Genomic DNA, 19,199 nt, shown 5'->3' on the forward strand with positions numbered 1-19,199 from the left:
TAAAAAATGGGGAAGTGTGTGTCAACCGCAGCAGTGATTAACAGAGAGTTGCTGGCCGAACAGGTATTGCGCGATACCTTTGGCTACCAGCAATTCCGTCCGGGCCAACAAACGATTATCAACGCCGCGATCGGCGGGCAGGATTGCCTGGTGGTGATGCCGACCGGCGGCGGCAAGTCGCTGTGTTACCAAATCCCGGCGCTGGTGATGGACGGCCTGACGCTGGTGGTTTCCCCGCTGATCTCGCTGATGAAGGACCAGGTCGACCAACTGTTGGCCTACGGCGTTTCCGCCGCCTGCTACAACTCGACGCAAACCCGCGAGGAGCAGCTGGACGTTATGGCCGGCTGCCGCAACGGTACCATCAAGATGCTGTACATCGCCCCGGAACGGCTGATGATGGAAAGTTTCCTCAGCCTGCTCGATCACTGTCCGCCGGCGATGCTGGCGGTGGATGAGGCGCACTGTATTTCGCAGTGGGGCCATGACTTCCGGCCGGAATATCGCGCGCTGGGTCAGCTGAAACAGCGCTTCCCGTCGATGCCGGTGATCGCGCTGACCGCCACCGCCGACGAGTCCACCCGCGGCGATATCGTGCGCCTGCTGTCGCTGCAGGACCCGCTGGTGCAGGTCAGCAGCTTCGACCGGCCGAACATCCGCTACACGCTGGTGGAAAAATTCAAACCGCTCGATCAGCTGTGGCGCTTCGTGCAGGATCAGCGCGGCAAGAGCGGCATTATCTATTGCAACAGCCGCGCCAAGGTGGAAGACACCGCCGCGCGTCTGCAAAGCCGCGGGCTGAGCGTCGGCGCCTACCACGCCGGGCTGGACAACGATCGCCGCGCGCAGGTGCAGGAAGCGTTCCAGCGTGACGATCTGCAGGTGGTGGTGGCTACCGTCGCCTTCGGCATGGGCATCAATAAACCCAACGTGCGCTTCGTGGTGCATTTCGACATCCCGCGCAATATCGAATCCTATTATCAGGAGACCGGCCGCGCCGGGCGCGACGGCCTGCCGGCCGAAGCCATCCTGCTGTACGATCCGGCCGACATGGCCTGGCTGCGCCGCTGCCTGGAGGAAAAACCCGCCGGGCAGCAGTTGGACATCGAGCGCCACAAGCTGAACGCCATGGGCGCGTTCGCCGAGGCGCAAACCTGCCGCCGTCTGGTGCTGCTCAACTACTTCGGCGAAGGCAAGCACGAGAACTGCGGCAACTGCGACATCTGCCTCGATCCGCCCAAGCGCTACGACGGGCTGGAGGACGCGCGCAAGGCGCTGTCCTGCGTGTACCGCGTCGGCCAGCGCTTCGGCCTCGGGTACATCGTGGAAGTGCTGCGCGGTTCCAACAACCAACGCATTCGCGAATACGGCCATGACAAGCTGCCGGTGTACGGCATCGGCCGCGATCAAACCACCGAACACTGGACCAGCGTGCTGCGTCAGCTGATCCACCTGGGCTTTATCACCCAGAACATCGCCATGCACTCGGCGCTGCAATTGACCGAGGCGGCGCGTCCGGTGTTGCGCGGCGAGGTGGCGCTGCAGCTGGCGGTGCCGCGCATCCAGAGCCTGAAGTCGCGCAGCAGCGCCAACCAGAAATCCTACGGCGGCAATTACGATCGCAAGCTGTTCGCCAAGCTGCGCAAACTGCGCAAATCGATCGCCGACGAAGAAAACATTCCGCCTTACGTGGTGTTCAACGACGCCACGCTGCTGGAAATGGCCGAACAGATGCCGATCAAGGCCGGCGATCTGCTGAGCGTCAACGGCGTCGGCCAGCGCAAACTGGAGCGTTTCGGCGCGCCCTTTATGGCGATGATCCGTGACCATCTCGACAATGATGAAGACTGAGGGCGATAAATCATGCTGATGCTGTTTCTCACCGTGGCGCTGGTGCATCTGATTGCGCTGATGAGCCCGGGGCCGGACTTCTTTTTCGTGTCGCAAACCGCCGCCAGCCGCTCGCGCCGCGAGGCGATGATGGGCGTGGTCGGTATTTCGCTCGGCATCGTGGTGTGGGCCGGCGTGGCGTTGATGGGTCTGCATCTGATCCTGCAGAAGATGGCCTGGCTGCATCAGATCATCATGGTCGGCGGCGGCATTTACCTGTGCTGGATGGGGTGGCAGCTGCTGCGTTCCGCGCGGGCGCAGCAAGCGCAGCCGGCGGCGGAGACTCAGGTGGCGTTGCCGAAGGCCGGGCGCAGCTTTATTCGCGGCTTCCTGACCAATCTGTCCAACCCGAAAGCGGTGATCTATTTCGGCAGCGTGTTCTCGCTGTTCGTTGGCGACAGCGTCGGCGCCGGGGCGCGCTGGGGACTGTTCCTGCTGATCGTCGCCGAGACCTTCGTCTGGTTCAGCCTGGTGGCGGTGGTGTTCGCGCTGCCGGCGATGCGCCGCGGCTACCAGCGGTTGGCCAAGTGGATCGACGGGGTGGCGGGCGTGCTGTTCACCGGCTTCGGGTTACACCTGATCTTTACCCGCTGATCGGCAGTGACATGCCCAAGGCCGAGCAGCGATGCCCGGCCTTTTTTGTCAGGCTTTGCGGGCGGTCGCCAGCAGCCCCGCCACCAAAATGAACAGCGAACCGAACACCCGGTTGAGCAGCTGCATCTGGCGCGGCGTTCTCAGCCAGCCGGCGATGCGCGTCGCCAGGGTGGCGTAACCGATCATCACCAGAATATCCACCACCACGGTAGTGACGCCGAGCACCAGATACTGCTCGGCCTGCGGCTGATTGGGCAAGATGAACTGCGGGAACAGCGCGGCGAGGAACACGATGCTTTTCGGGTTGGTCAGGTTGACCAGCACCGCGCGGCGGAACAGACGGCGGCGCGGCATGCTGCCCGCCAGCGCATGCAGATCCAGCGCCCCGGCGGCGCGCCATTGCTGGATGCCGAGCCACACCAGGTAGGCGGCGCCCAGCCATTTCAGCAGCTCGAACGCCAGCAGCGATTGAGAAATCAGCGCGCCGAGACCGATGCCCACCAGCACGATGTGCGCGCTCAACCCGACCTGCAGCCCGGCGATCGACGCGGCGGCGCCGCGATAGCCGTGGCTGATGCCGGTGCTCATGGTGTTGATGGCGCCTGAGCCAGGGGACAGGCTGAGGATAAGCGTGGTGAGCACGTAGGTTAACCACCAGTCCAAGGTCATGGTTCTCGGCTCCCTGAAAGTGTCGTTTTGTGCCACAATGCGCCGAGGCGGCGCCGTTTTTTGTAAGAATTGAATCACAATACGCTAGTATGATTTCTTGTGCCAGCGGTCACATTTTCCGCCGGCCCCACAGGGAAAACGCTCTCGATGACCTCGTTCACTCTCAGCTCCGATGACTGGTTAACGCGTGAAACGCAGTTCGCTGCCTTCGCCACCGGGCCGCTGCTGGACTTCTGGCGGCTGCGGGAAGAGGGCGAGTTCAGCGGCGTGGACGGCGTGCCGATCCGCTTTGTGCGTTTTCGCTCCGCGCGACATCAGCGGGTGGTGGTGGTCAGCCCCGGCCGCATCGAAAGCTACGTGAAATACCCCGAGGTGGCCTACGATCTGTTCCACTGCGGTTACGACGTGGTGATCATCGATCATCGCGGCCAGGGGCGCTCTGGCCGTTTACTGGCGGATACGCACCGCGGTCATGTGGTAAACTTCGCCGACTACGTGGACGATTTCGAGCAGCTTTGGCAACGCGAGGTCGAATCGCGCGGTTATCGGCAGCGCTTCGCGCTGGCGCATTCGATGGGCGGCGCGATCCTGGCGCAGTTTCTGCAGCGCCGGCCGCAGGCGTTCGACGCGGCGGCGTTTTGCGCGCCGATGTTCGGCATACAGTTGCCGATGCCGGTCTGGTTGGCCGATCGCATCCTCGACTGGGCGGAGAGCCGCCCGGCGATCCGCGACTATTACGCGGTGGGCACCGGCCAGTGGCGTCCGTTGCCCTATGTGGTCAACGTGTTGACCCACAGCCGCGAGCGCTATCGGCGCAGCCTGCGCTATTACGCCGATTACCCCGAGCTGCAGGTGGGCGGGCCGACCTACCATTGGGTGCGGGAGAGCATCCGCGCCGGCCGGCAGATTATCGCTCAGGCCGGGGAGATAACAACGCCGCTGTTGCTTTTGCAGGCCGGTGAGGAACGGGTGGTCGACAACCGTTCGCATCAGGCTTTTTGTCAGGCTCTGTCAGACGCGGGGCGCCCTTGCGAAGGGGGGCTCCCGTGGGTTATCAACGGCGCACGCCATGAGATCCTGTTCGAGCGGGACGCGATGCGCGCCGAAGCACTGAACGCAATCCTGCGCTTCTTTGCTCAACACTTAGGCGGCGCGCTGCCGCCGACAACTCCATCAGAGGTTAGAACATAACGCTATGTATCACGTCGTCGCTTCCGATTTAGATGGCACGCTGCTGTCTCCCGACCATACCCTGTCGCCGTACGCCAAAGAAACGCTGAAGTTGCTGACCCAGCGCGGCGTGCATTTCGTGTTCGCCACCGGCCGCCACCATATCGACGTGGCGCAGATCCGCGACAGCCTGGAGATCAGCGCCTTTATGATCACCTCTAACGGCGCGCGGGTGCATAACACCGCCGGCGAGTTGATCTTCAGCCATAACCTGGACGGGGATATCGCCCGCGATCTGTACGGCATGCTGCACGACGATCCGGAGATCACCACTAACGTCTACCGCAACGATGACTGGTTCATCAACCGCGAAAGCCCGGAGCAGGAAGAGTTCTTCCAGGAGTCGGTGTTCAAATATCAGCTGTTCGAGCCGGGCCTGCTGGAAACCGACGGCGTCTGTAAGGTCTACTTCACCTGCGAAGATCACGAGCGGCTGCTGCAGGTGGAAGATGCCATCAACGCGCGCTGGGGCGATCGGGTCAACGTCAGCTTCTCGTTCCCGACCTGCCTGGAAGTGATGGCGGGTGGCGTGTCGAAAGGGCATGCGCTGGAAGAAGTGGCCAAGATCATCGGCTATACGCTGCAAGAGTGCATCGCCTTCGGCGACGGCATGAACGATCTGGAGATGCTGTCGATGGCCGGTAAGGGCTGCATCATGCGCGATGCGCATCAGCGCCTGAAGGATATGCTGCCGGAGCTGGAAGTGATCGGCTCCAACGTCGATAACGCGGTGCCGCACTACCTGCGCAAGATGTTCCTCTGAAATCACCCGGCCGTTTCTCTGAAATAACAAGGGCGCCTTGCGGCGCCCTTAAAGTCAATGATAAACCGGATGACGTTGCCGAGCTGACAGTGGGCAATATCTAAAAAACAAGGAAAATCAATTTATTGATTTTCGACTGATATCCACAAAGGAGGAAAAACCACGTTTTTTCCTCCTTTGTCAGCAATTCAAGGGCGCCTTGCGGCGCCCTTGGCATTACTTGTGCTGGCCCTGCTTCTGCAGGAACTGCACGCCCTTGTCCGGGAAGTCGGTGAACACACCGTCGACGCCGGCCTGGTTGTAAATCACGTCATACAGCTGGTTCACGTCGGTCACGTACTTCGGCAGCGCATCGGCGCGGATGGTGAACGGGTGCACCGCCAGCTTGCTGGCATGCGCTTCTTTCACCATGTCGGTCAGCACGATGTGGCCCGGCTTGGATTGATCCGCGACCACCAGCATGTGGTAGTCCGGCCCGATGCCGTCGGCATACTGAGCGATTTTCTTCATCGCGCCCGGCTTGAACATCCAGTCGTAGTCGTATTCTACCCACTTGCCGTCGGCTTTCTGCTCGTAGGTTTCCTGCCAGTCGTTATAGGCGATCAGCTGCACCAGCTTCAGATCCATGCCCAGCTTCGGCTCCAGCTCGTTCTTGATGCGTTTGAGCTCGTTGGCGTCGAAGCACTGCAGGTAGACGTTATCGTTCTTGCCGGTGTAACCGTACTGCTTGAGTACCGCCAGCACTTTGCTGGAGATGTCTTTGCCTTCCTGTTTGTGGAACCACGGCGCCTTGATTTCAGGGTAGATGCCGATGTTTTTGCCGGTCGAATGGTTCAGACCCTGCACGAACTCGATCTCTTCCTGGAAGGTGTGTACGCGGAAGTCGGATTTGCCCATCGGGAAGCGGCCAGGATAACCCTGTACCTTCTTGCCGTTTTCGATTTCAAAGCCTTCGGTGAACTTCAGCGATTTGATCTCCGCCAGCGTAAAGTCGATGGCGTAGTAGCGGCCGTCTTTGCGCGCGCGGTCCGGGAAGCGTTCGGCGACGTCGGTGACGCGATCGAGGTAATGGTCGTGCAGCACCACCAGCTCGTTGTCCTTGGTCATCACCAGATCTTGTTCGAGGTAATCGGCGCCCTGGGCGTAGGCCATCGCTTTCGCCGGCAGGGTATGTTCCGGCAGGTAGCCGCTGGCGCCGCGGTGGGCGATCACCACTTTGTCCGCTGCCTGTGCGGCGCTGACCATCGAGGTGGCGAGAATGATCCCTGTCAGCAGGGCTTTGACTTGAGTCCGCATTCCGTTTTTCTCCGTGTTGTTGGGGGCAGGGTAGTAAAAAGGCCGCAGGGCGGCCTTTAAATCATGCAAAAGTCGTGTGACGCTTAACCGCGCTTGGCGGCGATTTCCGCGTGGTGTTTCTTTTCGTTCAGCATGGTCAGCAGCAGCAGGATAACCGCCAGCACGCCGCCGCCGATCATCACCATGAAGCCGCCGTCCCAACCGAAGAAGTCCACGGTGTAACCGACGATGGCGCTGGCTGCAACCGAGCCGCCCAGGTAGCCGAACAGGCCGGTGAAGCCCGCGGCGGTGCCGGCGGCTTTCTTCGGCGCCAGCTCCAGTGCGTGCAGGCCGATCAGCATCACCGGGCCGTAGATCAGGAAGCCGATGACCAGCATACAGATCATGTCCACGGTCGGGTTACCGGCCGGGTTCATCCAGAACACCACGGTGGCAATGGTCACCAGCGTCATGAAGAACACGCCAGTGGCGCCGCGGTTGCCTTTGAACACTTTGTCCGACATCCAGCCGCACAGCAGGGTGCCCGGGATACCGGCGTATTCATACAGGAAGTAGGCCCAGGACGACTTGTCCAGCGCGAAGTGTTTCACTTCTTTCAGGTAGGTCGGCGACCAGTCCAGAATGCCGTAACGCAGCAGATAGACGAACACGTTGGCGACCGCGATGTACCACAGCAGCTTGTTCGGCAGGATGTACTGCATGAAGATCTGCTTGGCGGTCAGCTCTTCTTCGTCTTTTTCGCTGTAGTCGTCCGGATAGTCGTTTTTGTACTCTTCAATCGGCGGCAGGCCGCAGGATTGCGGGGTGTCGCGCATCAGGGCGAAGGCGATCAGGGCCACCAGGATGGCACCGAAGGCCGGCATGTACAGCGCCGCGTGCCAGTCGTTGAACCAGGCCATACCCAGCAGGAACAGCAGCGGCGGCAGGCCGCCACCCACGTTGTGGGCGCAGTTCCAGATGGAAACGATGCCACCGCGTTCTTTCTGCGACCACCAGTGCACCATGGTGCGGCCGCACGGCGGCCAACCCATGCCCTGGAACCAGCCGCACAGGAACAGCAGGACGAACATGATGGCGATGCTGGAGGTGGCCCACGGCACGAAGCCCATGAACAACATCACCGCCGCCGCCAGGATCAGGCCGGCAGGCAGGAACACCCGCGGGTTGGAACGGTCGGAGACCGAACCCATGATGAATTTGGAGAAGCCGTAGGCGATGGAGATGCCCGACAGCGCGAAGCCGAGGTCACCGCGGCTGAAGCCTTGTTCGATCAGGTAAGGCATGGCCAGGGTGAAGTTCTTACGCACCAGATAGTAAGCGGCGTAACCGAAGAAGATCCCCAGGAAAATTTGCCAGCGCAGCTTACGGTAGAGCGGGTCTACCTTATCGCTCGGCACACGGGCGGTGTGTGCGGCCGGCTTAAAAATACTCAACATGAGCGCCTCCGATGGCTTTATCTGTTATCACATCAATATGACCTTTTACGTTCATTTGATGATTGAGCGGATATCGAATGTGGTGTTTTTGTGTTCCATAACGAGCGCCATTGTCATCAAATACGCCTGGTGTCGCTGTGACGAATGGCGCAATTGTTACACTTTCATGAAACCACGGCGGATTTTGAGCGATTCGTTAACGTTATGAAATAGAAAAACGTCCAAAAATCGTGATTATGATCACATTGATGGTTTTTTGTGGACATTTTTATTTCGTTTCATGTTCGTTATTGTTCCTTATCAAACAAAGACCCTAATAACCGTGGCTCAATAGGCTCATAACTACCGATCCTGAGGGAGCGACATGAGCAGCTATTTTGACGGCGGCGAAACGGATGTGATCATCATCGGCGGCGGCGCCACCGGTGCAGGCATCGCCCGCGACTGTGCGCGGCGCGGCTTGCGCTGCATCTTGCTGGAGCGCCACGACATCGCCACCGGCGCCACCGGCCGCAACCACGGTTTACTGCACAGCGGCGCGCGCTATGCGGTGACCGACGGCGAGTCGGCGCGCGAGTGCATCGAAGAGAACCGCATCCTGAAACGCATTGCCCACCACTGCATCGAGCGCACCGATGGGCTGTTCATCACCCTGCCGCAGGACTCGCTGGACTATCAGCAACAGTTTATCGCCGCCTGTCGCCAGGCCGACATCGACGCCGAAGCGATCGACCCGCAGCTGGCGCTGCGCCTGGAGCCGGCGGCCAACCCGGCGCTGATCGGCGCGGTGCGGGTGCCGGACGGCACCGTCGATCCCTTCCGGCTGACCGCCGCCAACATGCTGGACGCGCGTGAACACGGCGCGCAGATCCTGACCTACCACCAGGTGGTGGGGCTGCTGCGCAGCGGCGACCGGGTGACGGGCGTGCGCGTTTACGACCATCAGAATCAGCGGCGTTATGAGCTGCATGCGCCGGTGGTGGTCAACGCCGCCGGCATCTGGGGCCAGCAGATCGCCGAATACGCCGACTTGCGCATCCGCATGTTCCCGGCCAAAGGGGCGCTGCTGATCCTCGGCCACCGTATCAACAACATGGTGATCAACCGCTGTCGCAAACCGGCGGATGCCGACATCCTGGTGCCGGGCGACACCATCTCGCTGATCGGCACTACCTCGACCCATATCGATTACGACCAAATTGACAACATGCTGGTGACCCCGCAGGAGGTGGACATTCTGATCCGCGAGGGAGCGCTGCTGGCGCCCACCCTGGCGCAGACCCGCATTCTGCGCGCCTATGCCGGGGTGCGGCCGCTGGTGGCCAGCGACGACGATCCCAGCGGGCGCAACGTCAGCCGCGGCATCGTGCTGCTCGATCACGCCGCTCGCGACGGGCTGGAAGGGTTTATCACCATCACCGGCGGCAAGCTGATGACCTACCGCCTGATGGCGGAGTGGGCCACCGATAAGGTGTGCGAAAAGCTTGGCGTAAACCGCCCGTGTACCACCGCGCAGGACGCGTTGCCCGGCTCCCGCCAGTCGGCGGAGGAAACGGTGCGCAGCGTGGTTTCTCTGCCCGCCAGCATTCGCGGCTCGGCAATTTACCGCCACGGCGATCGCGCCAGCCAGGTGCCGGCGGCCGATCGGCTCGACACCAGCCTGGTGTGCGAATGCGAGGCGGTGACCGCCGGGGAAGTGCGCTATGCGGTCAATTCGCTGACCGTCAATAACCTGGTGGATCTGCGCCGCCGCACCCGCGTCGGCATGGGCACCTGCCAGGGGGAACTCTGCGCCTGCCGCGCCGCCGGGCTGCTGACGCGCTTCAAGGTCAGCACGCCGCAGCAGTCCATCGCACAGCTGTCGCAGTTCCTCAACGAACGGTGGAAAGGCGTACGGCCGATCGCCTGGGGCGATGCGCTGCGTGAGAGTGAATTTACCAGCTGGGTTTACCAGGGGTTATGCGGGCTTGAGGCCCAGGCCGACAAGGAGCAGGAGGCGGATGATGCGATTTGACGTAGTGGTGATTGGCGGTGGCCTGGCCGGCCTGAGCTGCGCCATTGCCGTGGCCGAACAGGGCAAGCGCTGCGCGGTGGTCAGTTCCGGCCAGAGCGCGCTCTACTTCTCCTCCGGCTCGCTCGATCTGCTGGCGAGATTGCCGGACGGCACGCCGGTCGAGATGCCGCTGGCGGCGTTACCGCAGCTGGCGCAGCAGGCGCCGCAGCATCCGTATGCCCTGATCGGGCCCGGTCGGGTGGCGGCGCTGTCCGCCGCCGCACAGCGGCTGCTGGCGCGCTGCGGGTTGAACCTGCAGGGCGAGGGTACCAATAACCATCTGCGCATTACGCCGCTGGGCACGCGCCGCGCCACCTGGCTCAGCCCGCAGGCGATCCCGACGCTGCCGCTGACCGGCCAACTGCCGTGGCGGCGCATCGCGGTGATCGGCATCGAGGGGTTCCTCGACTTCCAGCCGCAGATGGCCGCCGACTCTCTGAGCCGGGAGCTCGGTGTGCAGACGGACGTGGCCTATCTGCACATGCCGGCGCTGGACAGATTGCGCAATAACCCCAGCGAGTTCCGCGCGGTGAACATCGCCCGGGTACTGGATTTGATGGAAAGCCTGCCGCCGATGGCCGAGGAGCTGCGGCGGCTGGCGGGCGAGGCCGACGCGCTCTTCCTGCCAGCCTGTCTGGGCCTGGAGGACGACGCGTCGCTGGCGGTGCTGCAGGATGCGGTCGGCAAACCTATCCGGCTGCTGCCGACGCTGCCGCCTTCGGTGCCCGGCATGCGTTTGCATCAGGCGCTGCGGCGGCGTTTTCAACAGCTGGGCGGCGTTTTCATGCCTGGCGACAGCGTGCTGCGCGCCGAGTGCGAAGCCGGCCGCGTCACCGGCCTATATACCCGCAACCACGGCGATATTCCGCTGCGGGCGCAGCAGGTGGTGCTGGCCAGCGGCAGCTTCTTCAGCAATGGGCTGGTGGCGGATTTCGACGGGGTACGCGAGCCGATCTTCGGGCTGGACGTGCACAGCCGCGCCGATCGCGCCGACTGGAGCCGGCGCGAGCTGTTTGCACCGCAGCCTTATCTGCAGTTTGGCGTGCGCACCGACGGCAGGCTGCGGGCGATGAAACAGGGAATGCCGTTCGACAATCTGTATGCCATCGGCGCGGTCGCCGGCGGCTACGATCCGCTGCAGCAGGGCTGCGGCGCCGGCGTGTCATTGATCGGTGCGCTGCACGTCGCGCAGCAGATCGCCGCGGAGGAAAACGCATGAGCCTGCATCAGGACCACAGCTTTGAAAGCTGCATCAAATGCACCGTCTGCACCACCTACTGCCCGGTCGCCAAAGTGAACCCGCTCTATCCGGGGCCAAAACAGGCGGGGCCGGACGGCGAGCGGCTGCGGTTGAAAGATCCGGCGCTGTACGACGAAGCGCTGAAATACTGCACCAACTGCAAGCGCTGTGAAGTGGCCTGCCCGTCCGACGTCAAAATCGGCGACATCATTCAGCGCGCCCGCGCCGACTTCGCCCAGAGCAAGCCGACGCTGCGCGACGCCATCCTCAGCCACACCGACATCATGGGCTCGCTGTCGACGCCGTTCGCGCCGATCGTCAACGCCGCTACCGGGCTGAAACCGGTGCGCAAGCTGTTGGACAAGGCGCTGAAGATCGATCACCGCCGTGAACTGCCGAAATACTCGTTCGGCACTTTCCGCCGCTGGTACCGGCAACAGGCGCAGGCTCAGCAGCGTTACGCCGAGCAGGTGGCGTTTTTCCACGGCTGCTTCGTCAACTATAACCATCCGCAGCTGGGCAAGGATTTGATCCGGGTGTTCAACGCGCTGGATATCGGCGTGCAGCTGCTGAAACGCGAGAAATGCTGCGGCGTGCCGCTGATCGCCAACGGGTTTATCGAGCAGGCCAAAAAGCAGGCCAGGGTCAACGCCGAATCGCTGCATGAAACGGTGTTGGAACGCGGTATCCCGGTGGTGGCAACCTCATCGAGCTGCACCTTCACCCTGCGCGACGAATACCCTCATCTGCTGGACGTGGACACCACCCCGGTGCGCGATCGGGTGGAGCTGGCGACGCGCTATCTCTATCGCCTGATCAATCAGGGGCGTAGCCTGCCGTTGAAGCACACGCCGCTGCGGGTGGCATATCACACGCCTTGCCATATGGAGAAGATGGGCTGGACCGCCTACACCCTGGAGCTGCTGCGGCAGATACCGGGGCTGGAGCTGGTGGTGCTGGATTCGCAGTGCTGCGGCATCGCCGGCACCTACGGGTTCAAATCGGAGAACTATGCCACTTCGCAAGGTATCGGCGCGCCGCTGTTCCGGCAGATAGAAGAGAGCGGGGTGGATCTGGTGGTGACCGACTGCGAGACCTGCAAATGGCAGATAGAAATGTCCACCAGCAAGCGCTGTGAACATCCGATCACCCTGCTGGCGCAGGCGCTGGCGTAAAAACGAAAGGGCCGGCAAACCGGCCCCCTGTGGGATTACTGCTTCAGCTTCAGGGTGGAGATGATGCCTTCGGCTTCGGTCTGCGCCTGCTGCTGATTGTCTGCCGGCAGCGAGATCTGGATGGTCAGCAAGTTGTTGTTCAGTGCGCCAACCAGAATGGAAGAGTAAGCTTTCTTGCCACTGTTGGTGACGATGCTGTCCAGCTGACGCAGCGGCACGCCGTCTACGTCGATAGCCTTGTTGGTAATCAGCTGCAGATTGGCGTCGTTCGCGCGTTGGTTGTTTTCCAACCGTTGGGCCAGGGTTTCCAGACTGTCGGCGGTCTTGTCGCCCAGGATCACAACCACTAGGCGCTGGCTGGTGCTGTCAGCATATGCGTGCATGTTGTTGGCCGGTTTTTCCAACTTGCTGGTTTGATCCGCCATGCCGACCGGCAGGGTGAACGTCAGTTTACCGTCCAGCAGGCTCACCTGCTGCCCGGCCGGCGCGCTGGCCGCCGCGCCGTCTGGCGCTGCCTTGGTGTCTTTGGTGTTGCCGTCGCAGGCCGCGAGGCCAAGCGCCAGCAGGCTGATACCCATCAATTTCGCTACTTTACGCATCGGGCTTCCTTATTCCTTTCCGGTAGGGATTCACTGTCGTATCGCAACCTATTCCAGGTTGAAATGCAAGGCAGATGTTGTCACAAGTTTTTTTCCAGTAATAGCCGATAATCAGCCACTTCGCCTTTCTTTTCCAGCTGAACAATCTGATAGTGATGGGTGAGCAGCATCGTCAGCATGGCGCGGAACCGGTTACGGGTTTTGACCGTCAGCTGGTGATAGCCCTGCGCCTGCGCCCAGCGTTCCTGTTCGGCCAACAAGGCCTGCGCCACGCCGTGGCGACGAAACGCCGGCAGCACCCCGCCCAACCAGCTGTAAAACACCGTTTCCTGCTGTTGATAACCGAGCTTAAAACCGGCCGGCTGACCGTCGATTTCGGCGATCAACAGGCTGGCGGGGGGGATGCCGATGCGCCGCTGCAGATCGGCCAGGCTATGCAGGTTGCCGAATTCGGGGATGCGTTGATAAAGACGGTGGATTTCTTCGAGCGTGGCGTTGCGAACGATTGGGGTCATGGGCGGCCTCCAAAGGATAGGGCCGCCCAGAATAGCACGGCTCAGCTCGGCTGCAGGCTGCCGCTGCGCGCCGCGATGCGTTTGAGCAGCATGTTCAGCAACACGCCGTACATCGGCAGGAAGAACAGCAGGCAGATCATCACCTTGAAGCTGTAATCCACCAGCGCGATCTCCACCCAGTTGTTGGCCATGAAGGGATCGCTGCTCTTGTAGAAGGCGATGAAGAAGAACGCCAGCGTATCGCTGATGTTGCCGAAGAACATCGCCGCTGCCGGCGCCACCCACCAGGCGCTGCGCTGGCGCAGGCGGTTGAAGACGTGAACGTCGAGGATCTGGCCGAGCACGTAGGCCATAAAGCTGGCGACGGCGATGCGCGCCACGAACAGGTTAAAACTGCCCAGCGCCGCGAATCCCTGCCACTCTCCCTGATAGGTGACGGTGGAGATCACGTAAGAGATGAACAGCGCCGGCACCATCACCGCCAGGATAATCCGCCGCGCCAGCGGCGCGCCGAAAATGCGCACGGTCAGATCGGTCGCCAGGAAGATAAACGGGAAGGTAAAGGCGCCCCAGGTGGTATGGAAGCCGAAAACGGTGATCGGCAGCTGCACCAGGTAGTTGCTGGAGGTAATGATGGCGATATGAAACAGCGAAAGCCAGACCAACGCCGTGAAGCGCTGCTGTGCGGTAAACGAATACATATTGTAGCCTTTTTAGCAGTGGGGTGAGGGAACCCAGTGTGTCTTGTTAAAACAGCAAAAAACGCTGCGCGGCGGCATGATACGCGTTTGCGCAACCAATGCAATGGTTAAATTTAACGCAAACGTTAACGCATCTTGCACAGAAAAACTACCGGCGTAAACTAGGCGCTAATGAGATGCGGCGAGCGTTCGCCGATCGTTTTTGAACGAGAAAAATTGCATGACTGACTTATTTGCCCAGGCAGACCAGACGCTCGACGCGCTGGGCCTGCGTTGCCCGGAACCGGTGATGATGGTGCGTAAAACCGTGCGCCATATGGACAACGGCGAAACGCTGCTGATTATCGCCGACGATCCGGCTACCACCCGCGATATCCCGGGGTTCTGCCGTTTTATGGAACACACGCTGGTGGCGCAGGAGACCGAGCAGGCGCCATACCGTTATCTGTTGCGTAAAGGCGTATAACGGCGGCATGATCGTGTCGATGAAAGAAAAGTCTCTTTCCCCGAAATGACAACGGGCGCGGTATGCCGCGCCCGTATTGGTTTCCGAACTTAGCTGCGCTTTTTCAACAGCCGCAGCGCGTTGGCGGTGACCAGCGCGGTGGCGCCGGAGTCGGCCAGCACCGCCAGCCACAAACCGGTCAGCCCCAGCAGACTGGTGATCAGGAAGACCCCCTTCAGCCCCAATGCGATGGTGATGTTTTGCCGGATATTGGCGTGGGTGGCGCGCGAGATGCGGATCATCTCCGCGACGCCTACCAGCCGGTTGTGGGTCAGGGCGGCATCGGCGGTTTCCAATGCCACGTCGGTGCCGCTGCCCATGGCGATGCCGATGCTGGAGGCCTTCATCGCCGGGGCGTCGTTGATCCCGTCGCCGATCATCGCCGTCGGGCGCAGTTCGCTCAGTTCGGTGACCGCGCTGACCTTATCTTCCGGCAGCAGACCGGCGCGATAGTCGAGCCCCAGCTCGCCGGCGATCGCTGCGGCGGCGCGCGGGTTGTCGCCGGTCAGCATCACGCCGCGAATACCCAGCGCGTTCAGTTCGGCTATGGCCTGTTTGGCGTCGCCGCGCAGCGTATCGCGCAGCGCCAGCAAGCCGATGGGCGCGCCGTCTTCCAGCACCACCACCGCCGTTTTGCCGGCGTTTTCCAACTTGTCTACCTGGCTCTGCCATTGGGCGTCTAGCAGGCCTGGTGCCAGCTTGCCTGGCGCGCTGATCAGCACGGTCTTGCCGTCCACGATCCCTTCCACGCCGACGCCGGCCAGCGCGCGGCGCGCCTGCGCCAGCGGCAGCTCCGTCCCGCTTTCGGCGGCGCGGTTGATGATCGCCTGTGCCAGCGGGTGATGTGAACCGGCTTCCACCGCGGCGGCAAGCTGCAGCAGCCGCTGTTCGGTGAGTGTGCCGATCGGCAGCACGTCGGTCACCGTCGGCTTGCCTTCGGTCAGGGTGCCGGTTTTATCGAAGGCGATAGTTTGGATCTGGCCCAGTTGCTCCAGCGCCGCACCGCCTTTAATCAGCGCGCCGCGCCGCGTGGCGGCTGCCAGCCCGGATGTGATCGCCGCCGGGGTCGAGATCACCAATGCGCATGGGCAGCCGATCAGCAGTAGCGTCAGGCCGCGATAGATCCAGGTATCCCACGGCTGTGAGAACAGCAGCGGCGGCACCAGGATCACCGCGACGGCCAGCAGCATAATGGCCGGGGTGTAATAACGGCTGAACCGATCGAGGAAGCGTTCGATCGGCGCGCGGCGCTCTTCGGCCTCTTCAATCAGCTGCAAAATGCGGTCGATGGCGTTTTTGCCGGGCTCGGAGATCACCTTCATCTGCGCCGCCTGATCGACGGACAGGCTGCCGGCGGCCACTTTCTCACCCTGTTGACGCTCGACCGGCACCGATTCGCCGGTCAGGGCGCTTTCGTCGAAGCTGGCGAACGGATTGAGCAGCTCGGCGTCGGCCGGCAGGCGCCCGCCGGGTGCGATTTCAATCACATCGCCCGGACGCAGGCTGGCGACCGGCACGCGTTTGCGCTCGGTACCTTGCAGCAGCAGCGCATCTTCCGGCACCAGCTCCATCAGCGCCGTCACGCCGCGCCGCGCGCGGTTGGCGGCGTAGGATTCCAGCAGTTCACCGACCATAAACAGCAGCAGCACCATCGCCGCCTCGGCAGTGGCGCCGATGAACAGCGCGCCGATGGCCGCCACGCTCATCAGCGTTTCGATGGCGAACGGCGTGCCGGAACGAATCAGACGCAGCGCCTTGGCGGCGACCGGTGCCAATCCGACCAGCGTGGTGGCGATAAAGGCAATGCGGCCCAGCTCCGGGTTAACCCGATCCAGCACCCAGCTGACGACCATCAGGGTGGTTAACAGCAGCAGCGGTGCGAATTCGCCGAAGCGTGAAGTTTTCGGCGCGGCGGCTTTGGCGGTCTGAGTGCCGAGCAGGGTAAAGCCGGCCTGAGCGACCGCGTCCTGGATCCGCAGGCTGATGTCGGACTGCGCGTCGACCACCAGTTTCTCGGTGGCGAACAACACGCGCGCGCTGTCGACGCCGGGGAGTGCGGTGACGGCATTTTCGATTTTCTTGGCGCAGCTGGGGCAGTCCATGCCGGTGACTTTCCAGCTGAAACGTTGGCTACCGGAAGGGGGAGCGGCGGCCAGCCTGTCGCTTTCCTCATCCGGATCGTCGGGCGCGGCGGTGCAGCAGCCGCTATCGCCATGATCGTGATGGTGGTGGGTGTGTTCGGCCTGTGCGGCGGCGTTTTTCGGCTCGCTGCTGCAGCCATGCTGGGTTTTGCTGTGGCTGTGGTTGCAGCCGCATCCGCCTTCGGTGTGGTGATGTTCCTGATGATTATGGTTTTGCTGATTGTGCATAACGTCCCCCCTTCGGGCTGTTAAACGGGTTTGCTCAGCTGACTCTACACCCTGGAGTCAACTCCAGAGTCAAGCGCCGGATGAGAATTATTGCTAACGGCGTTCGAGTGTATAAAGGGGTATTCATTCAATAATGAATAATGCGAATTTAAATCTATAGGCTTTTCTTATCCCCTATTTGGGTGAAAAGCCTCACTGCCGTTAGTTTAAATAAGAAAATAATATTCCTATAGAAACTAAAAAGTCGCCTGACCTAATAATAAAGAGTTATTAACCTATAACGCTTTAGCAAAATTTACCTTTTTGCCCGTGCCAAGCCAGCATGATTCGCTTGTGCCTGCAGGCCGCATTGTTATTGAAGTTTGGTGCCAACTTATCCTCGTTAAGTTTCATTTGTTTTGTAAAGAAGCCTAAAAAGCAGCATAACAAACTTTCGTTGAGACAATAAAAGGTTGATTATTTTATGTTCAGTTTCGCGGCCCTGCCTATAATTGGAATCGATTACCATTTTTAATGGAAATCTTATTTGCTGATATATATGCATTAATTCTACCTAACACACTGCCGGCAACGGCGCATAAGCCCCTTCCAGCAAGCTTAAGGTTCATTAACCGTAGCTTACGGGGAGGTTATGTCTATCTGTCTGATTGATAACGATCAGATAATGAGTGGAATCGAACCAATGCAATCTACTAAAAAGGCAATTGAAATTACTGAATCCAACTTCGCAGCCGCCAAAACCGGCTACGATGCTGTAGCCGACCTGCTGCATTATCATGAGCGTGGCAACGGGATTCAGATTAATGGCAAGGATTCATTTTCTAACGAGCAAGCTGGGCTGTTTATTACCCGTGAGAACCAAACCTGGAACGGTTACAAGGTATTTGGCCAACCGGTTAAATTAACCTTCTCCTTCCCGGACTATAAGTTCTCTGCCACCAACGTCGCCGGCGACACCGGGCTGAGCAAGTTCAGCGCGGAACAGCAGCAGCAGGCTAAGCTGTCGCTGCAGTCCTGGGCTGACGTCGCCAATATCACCTTCACCGAAGTGGCGGCCGGTCAAAAGGCCAACATCACCTTCGGCAACTACAGCCAGGATCGCCCCGGCCACTATGATTACGGCACTCAGGCCTATGCCTTCCTGCCGAACACCATTTGGCAGGGCCAGGATCTGGGCGGCCAGACCTGGTACAACGTCAACCAGTCCAACGTGAAGCATCCGGCGACCGAAGACTACGGCCGCCAGACGTTCACCCATGAGATTGGCCATGCGCTGGGTCTGAGCCATCCGGGCGATTACAACGCCGGTGAAGGCAACCCGACCTACCGCGACGTCACTTACGCGGAAGATACCCGTCAGTTCAGCCTGATGAGCTACTGGAGCGAAACCAACACCGGTGGGGACAACGGCGGTCATTACGCCGCTGCTCCTCTGCTGGATGACATTGCCGCCATTCAACATCTGTATGGCGCCAACCTGTCGACCCGCACCGGCGACACCGTGTACGGCTTTAACTCCAACACCGGTCGTGACTTCCTCAGCACCACCAGCAACTCGCAGAAAGTGATCTTTGCGGTCTGGGATGCGGGCGGCAACGATACCTTCGATTTCTCCGGTTATACCGCTAACCAGCGCATCAACCTGAACGAGAAGTCGTTCTCCGACGTGGGCGGCCTGAAGGGCAACGTCTCGATCGCCGCCGGGGTGACCATCGAGAACGCCATTGGCGGTTCCGGCAATGACGTGATCGTCGGCAATGCGGCCAACAACGTCCTGAAAGGCGGTGCGGGCAATGACGTGCTGTTCGGCGGCGGTGGGGCGGATGAGCTGTGGGGCGGTTCCGGCCAGGATACCTTCGTGTTCTCTGCCGCCAGCGATTCTGCACCGGGTGCTTCGGACTGGATCCGCGACTTCCAGAAAGGGATCGACAAAATTGACCTGTCGTTCTTCAACAAAGAGGCGCAGAGCAGTGATTTCATCCACTTCGTCGATCACTTCAGCGGCGCGGCCGGTGAAGCGCTGCTCAGCTACAACGCTTCCAACAACGTGACCGATTTGTCGGTGAACATCGGGGGTCATCAGGCGCCGGACTTCCTGGTGAAAATCGTCGGTCAGGTAGACGTCGCCACCGACTTTATCGTGTAACACAGCAACGACACGCCC

The 19,199-nt window shown here is 61.0% G+C and carries 16 protein-coding genes; 9 read left to right on the plus strand and 7 right to left on the minus strand.

What is annotated here, in order from left to right; translation table 11 throughout:
- The first annotated feature begins 18 nt into the window (after positions 1 to 18).
- Positions 19 to 1,851, plus strand: coding sequence for an ATP-dependent DNA helicase RecQ (gene recQ / locus V8N38_RS00740; protein ID WP_060424201.1), 1,833 nt, complete (start codon positions 19 to 21; stop codon positions 1,849 to 1,851).
- A 12-nt stretch (positions 1,852 to 1,863) separates the two neighbouring features.
- Positions 1,864 to 2,484, plus strand: coding sequence for a threonine export protein RhtC (gene rhtC, locus V8N38_RS00745; protein WP_142109126.1), 621 nt, complete (start codon positions 1,864 to 1,866; stop codon positions 2,482 to 2,484).
- 48 nt (positions 2,485 to 2,532) lie between these two features.
- Here the strand turns inward: rhtC and rhtB are convergent, their stop codons facing one another.
- Positions 2,533 to 3,153 (minus strand): homoserine/homoserine lactone efflux protein, encoded by a 621-nt coding sequence (gene rhtB / locus V8N38_RS00750; protein WP_147840552.1) that lies wholly within the window; start codon positions 3,151 to 3,153, stop codon positions 2,533 to 2,535.
- Positions 3,154 to 3,300: 147 nt separating this feature from the next.
- Between rhtB and pldB the strand changes: the two genes are divergently transcribed.
- Together pldB and yigL are read left to right on the plus strand one after the other, a co-directional pair.
- Complete coding sequence (gene pldB / locus V8N38_RS00755; protein WP_147840553.1) at positions 3,301 to 4,344, plus strand: lysophospholipase L2; 1,044 nt, start codon at positions 3,301 to 3,303, stop codon at positions 4,342 to 4,344.
- Between the two features lie 4 nt (positions 4,345 to 4,348).
- Positions 4,349 to 5,146 carry a sugar/pyridoxal phosphate phosphatase YigL gene (gene yigL, locus V8N38_RS00760; RefSeq protein ID WP_019452532.1) on the plus strand — a complete coding sequence of 266 codons (798 nt, stop codon included), beginning with the start codon at positions 4,349 to 4,351 and terminating at the stop codon, positions 5,144 to 5,146.
- 216 nt (positions 5,147 to 5,362) lie between these two features.
- Here yigL and glpQ read toward each other — a convergent pair whose 3' ends face one another.
- Positions 5,363 to 6,442 carry a glycerophosphodiester phosphodiesterase gene (gene glpQ, locus V8N38_RS00765; RefSeq protein ID WP_015376272.1) on the minus strand — a complete coding sequence of 360 codons (1,080 nt, stop codon included), beginning with the start codon at positions 6,440 to 6,442 and terminating at the stop codon, positions 5,363 to 5,365.
- Positions 6,443 to 6,525: 83 nt separating this feature from the next.
- A complete protein-coding gene (glpT, locus tag V8N38_RS00770; RefSeq protein ID WP_047729425.1) occupies positions 6,526 to 7,878 on the minus strand; it encodes a glycerol-3-phosphate transporter in 1,353 nt (450 codons plus the stop codon).
- A 364-nt stretch (positions 7,879 to 8,242) separates the two neighbouring features.
- On the opposite strand from glpT, the gene glpA reads away from it, so the two are divergent.
- From glpA to glpC, 3 genes are read left to right on the plus strand one after another with little or no spacing between them, the layout of a single operon-like run.
- Positions 8,243 to 9,892, plus strand: a complete 1,650-nt coding sequence (gene glpA, locus V8N38_RS00775; protein WP_048795660.1) for an anaerobic glycerol-3-phosphate dehydrogenase subunit A — start codon at positions 8,243 to 8,245, stop codon at positions 9,890 to 9,892.
- Positions 9,882 to 11,150, plus strand: a complete 1,269-nt coding sequence (glpB, locus tag V8N38_RS00780) for a glycerol-3-phosphate dehydrogenase subunit GlpB (protein ID WP_147840566.1) — start codon at positions 9,882 to 9,884, stop codon at positions 11,148 to 11,150. The genes glpA and glpB overlap by 11 nt, the downstream gene beginning before the upstream one ends.
- A complete protein-coding gene (gene glpC / locus V8N38_RS00785; protein WP_060441205.1) occupies positions 11,147 to 12,346 on the plus strand; it encodes an anaerobic glycerol-3-phosphate dehydrogenase subunit GlpC in 1,200 nt (399 codons plus the stop codon). Before glpB ends, glpC begins: the two co-directional genes overlap by 4 nt.
- A 35-nt stretch (positions 12,347 to 12,381) precedes the next feature.
- Here glpC and V8N38_RS00790 read toward each other — a convergent pair whose 3' ends face one another.
- From V8N38_RS00790 to V8N38_RS00800, 3 genes are all read right to left on the minus strand, one after another.
- Positions 12,382 to 12,945: a DcrB family lipoprotein gene (locus tag V8N38_RS00790; RefSeq protein WP_060424192.1), complete on the minus strand. Its 564-nt coding sequence runs from the start codon at positions 12,943 to 12,945 to the stop codon at positions 12,382 to 12,384.
- A gap of 80 nt (positions 12,946 to 13,025) precedes the next feature.
- Positions 13,026 to 13,460, minus strand: coding sequence for a GNAT family N-acetyltransferase (locus tag V8N38_RS00795; RefSeq protein ID WP_147840554.1), 435 nt, complete (start codon positions 13,458 to 13,460; stop codon positions 13,026 to 13,028).
- A 41-nt stretch (positions 13,461 to 13,501) separates the two neighbouring features.
- Positions 13,502 to 14,161, minus strand: a complete 660-nt coding sequence (locus V8N38_RS00800) for a 7-cyano-7-deazaguanine/7-aminomethyl-7-deazaguanine transporter (protein ID WP_060424186.1) — start codon at positions 14,159 to 14,161, stop codon at positions 13,502 to 13,504.
- Between the two features lie 220 nt (positions 14,162 to 14,381).
- On the opposite strand from V8N38_RS00800, the gene tusA reads away from it, so the two are divergent.
- A complete protein-coding gene (gene tusA, locus V8N38_RS00805; protein ID WP_025304890.1) occupies positions 14,382 to 14,627 on the plus strand; it encodes a sulfurtransferase TusA in 246 nt (81 codons plus the stop codon).
- An 89-nt stretch (positions 14,628 to 14,716) separates the two neighbouring features.
- Here the strand turns inward: tusA and V8N38_RS00810 are convergent, their stop codons facing one another.
- A complete protein-coding gene (locus V8N38_RS00810; RefSeq protein ID WP_147840555.1) occupies positions 14,717 to 17,035 on the minus strand; it encodes a zinc/cadmium/mercury/lead-transporting ATPase in 2,319 nt (772 codons plus the stop codon).
- A gap of 682 nt (positions 17,036 to 17,717) precedes the next feature.
- On the opposite strand from V8N38_RS00810, the gene V8N38_RS00815 reads away from it, so the two are divergent.
- Positions 17,718 to 19,181 (plus strand): serralysin family metalloprotease, encoded by a 1,464-nt coding sequence (locus V8N38_RS00815; protein WP_084826269.1) that lies wholly within the window; start codon positions 17,718 to 17,720, stop codon positions 19,179 to 19,181.
- Positions 19,182 to 19,199 lie beyond the last annotated feature (18 nt).

It is taken from the genome of Serratia nevei (assembly GCF_037948395.1).
Taxonomy (GTDB): domain Bacteria; phylum Pseudomonadota; class Gammaproteobacteria; order Enterobacterales; family Enterobacteriaceae; genus Serratia; species Serratia nevei.

Bases quoted from the DNA above. Each gene is read 5' to 3' on its own strand.
- rhtB (WP_147840552.1), bottom strand. From the start codon at position 3,153: ATGACCTTGGACTGGTGGTTAACCTACGTGCTCACCACGCTTATCCTC.
- glpQ (WP_015376272.1), bottom strand. From the start codon at position 6,442: ATGCGGACTCAAGTCAAAGCCCTGCTGACAGGGATCATTCTCGCCACC.
- glpB (WP_147840566.1), top strand. From the start codon at position 9,882: ATGCGATTTGACGTAGTGGTGATTGGCGGTGGCCTGGCCGGCCTGAGC.
- V8N38_RS00795 (WP_147840554.1), bottom strand. From the start codon at position 13,460: ATGACCCCAATCGTTCGCAACGCCACGCTCGAAGAAATCCACCGTCTT.
- glpA (WP_048795660.1), top strand. From the start codon at position 8,243: ATGAGCAGCTATTTTGACGGCGGCGAAACGGATGTGATCATCATCGGC.
- V8N38_RS00810 (WP_147840555.1), bottom strand. From the start codon at position 17,035: ATGCACAATCAGCAAAACCATAATCATCAGGAACATCACCACACCGAA.
- yigL (WP_019452532.1), top strand. From the start codon at position 4,349: ATGTATCACGTCGTCGCTTCCGATTTAGATGGCACGCTGCTGTCTCCC.
- pldB (WP_147840553.1), top strand. From the start codon at position 3,301: ATGACCTCGTTCACTCTCAGCTCCGATGACTGGTTAACGCGTGAAACG.
- V8N38_RS00790 (WP_060424192.1), bottom strand. From the start codon at position 12,945: ATGCGTAAAGTAGCGAAATTGATGGGTATCAGCCTGCTGGCGCTTGGC.
- glpC (WP_060441205.1), top strand. From the start codon at position 11,147: ATGAGCCTGCATCAGGACCACAGCTTTGAAAGCTGCATCAAATGCACC.
- V8N38_RS00815 (WP_084826269.1), top strand. From the start codon at position 17,718: ATGCAATCTACTAAAAAGGCAATTGAAATTACTGAATCCAACTTCGCA.
- tusA (WP_025304890.1), top strand. From the start codon at position 14,382: ATGACTGACTTATTTGCCCAGGCAGACCAGACGCTCGACGCGCTGGGC.
- glpT (WP_047729425.1), bottom strand. From the start codon at position 7,878: ATGTTGAGTATTTTTAAGCCGGCCGCACACACCGCCCGTGTGCCGAGC.
- V8N38_RS00800 (WP_060424186.1), bottom strand. From the start codon at position 14,161: ATGTATTCGTTTACCGCACAGCAGCGCTTCACGGCGTTGGTCTGGCTT.
- rhtC (WP_142109126.1), top strand. From the start codon at position 1,864: ATGCTGATGCTGTTTCTCACCGTGGCGCTGGTGCATCTGATTGCGCTG.